This window comes from Wolbachia endosymbiont of Glossina morsitans morsitans (assembly GCF_000689175.1).
GTDB lineage: Bacteria > Pseudomonadota > Alphaproteobacteria > Rickettsiales > Anaplasmataceae > Wolbachia > Wolbachia pipientis.
Window position 1 is genome coordinate 1 of the sequence record NZ_AWUH01000008.1, and the last position, 1,942, is coordinate 1,942.

At 39.2% G+C, this 1,942-nt stretch carries 1 pseudogene; it reads right to left on the reverse strand.

From position 1 onward, the window contains the following. Positions 1 to 1,942 (reverse strand): annotated as a pseudogene (locus tag WGMM_RS00250) (ATP-dependent Clp protease ATP-binding subunit); the annotation flags it as partial.

The window sequence follows — 1,942 nt, forward strand, 5'->3', positions numbered from 1 at the left end:
GCAGCAATAGATTAAATATATCTGGATTTGCCTTTTCTATCTCATCAAATAAGATTACCTGATATGGTCTTCTCCTCACTGCTTCAACAGTTAATCTGCCACCTTGTTCATAGCCAACATACCCTGGAGGCGCGCCAATTAACTTTGAAACAGAATGTTTTTCCATATATTCTGACATATCAAAACGCAAAAGCGCTGATTGATCGTCAAAACAGAAATTCAGCAAGGGCTTTTGCCAATTCTGTTTTTCCAACTCCGGTTGGACCCAAGAATAAGAATGAACCAAAAGGTCGATTAGTATCTTGCACACCAGAGCGAGAGCGCCTAACTGCATTACTTATCGCTTCTATTGCATCTTTCTGCCCTATTACTCTTCTTCCTATTTCATTCTCCATGTTGAGAAGTTTTTCCTTTTCGCTGTGCATCATGTTATCAACTGGAATTCCTGTCCACTTTGAAACAATGTTTGCAATATCATCTCCAGTCACTTCTTTCTTTAAGAAACTATCAGTAACCTTTTCCTGATTTTTTAATTCATTCTCAAGCTGAGGAATCACACCATACATCAGCTCTCCTGCTCTTCCCAAATTCCCACTACGCTGAACTAATTCCAACTCTTTTCTAGCGTTATCTAATTTTTCGGCTGTTTCTTGTATTCTAGCTATTTTATTCTTTTCCATCTGCCATTTGCTGTTCAAGTCAGCAAATTTACTGTTTAGATTTTCGATCTCTTCATTTATCTTTTTTAAACGCTGTTTAGAATTTTCATCACTTTCTTTTTTTAAAGCCTCTGCTTCAATCTTTAGCTGTATAACCTTTCTCTCAAGTTCATCAATAACTTCAGGCTTGCTATCCATTTCAATTCTCACCCTGCTTGCTGCTTCATCAATCAAATCAATTGCTTTATCAGGTAAAAACCTATCTGTTATATATCTACTGGACAACGTTGCAGCAGCAATTATTGCGCCATCTGTAATTCTTATACCATGATGCACCTCATATCTTTCCTTCAAACCCCTGAGTATTGAAATGGTATCAGTTTCAGTTGGTTGAGAGATAAACACAGGCTGAAAACGCCTTGCAAGTGCAGGATCTTTTTCTATATGCTGACGATATTCATCTAAAGTTGTGGCTCCTATACAGCGAATTTCTCCACGCGCAAGAGCAGGCTTCAGCAGATTCGAGGCATCCATTGCACCACTTGTTGCTCCTGCTCCAACTAAAGTGTGCAATTCATCGATGAATAATATAATCTTTCCCTCCGCTCTCGAAATCTCATTAATCACTGCTTTTAACCTTTCCTCAAACTCTCCTCTAAACTTAGTGCCAGCAATTAGTGCTCCAAGATCCAAAGCTAAGACCTTTGCATCATGCAAACCAAGTGGCACATCGTTTGCAACAATTCTATTTGCAAGCCCCTCAACTATTGCAGTTTTTCCAACACCAGGTTCACCGATCAGCACTGGATTATTTTTTGTCCGCCTCAGTGATACCTGCATAGTTCTTCTGATCTCTTCATCACGACCAATTACAGGATCAAGCTTTCCTTGCATAGCAAGCTCTGTAACATCTTTTGTATATTTCTTTGCCGCGTTTAATTTTTCCTCACTGTTTGGCGAGTCCGCACTGCTGCCCTTTCTCATTTCTGCAATAACTGAGTTCAGTTTTTGTAGAGTCACACCATTCTCTGCCAGAATTTTGCCTACAGTATCATCTTTTTGTGCAGTGAGGCCCTGTAGTAAACGCTCAACAGCAACAAATGAATCTTTATTTCTTCTTGCAATACCAATTGAATCTTCAAAAACTTTTGCTATTTCTCTTGAAAGTTGAAGGCCACCACTTCCTGGACCTTCAATTACTGGCAACTTTTTTATTGCGCTATCCACAGCATCAGAAATACTTTGCACACTTCCACCACAAGCGTTTATCAAATCCTGAACTA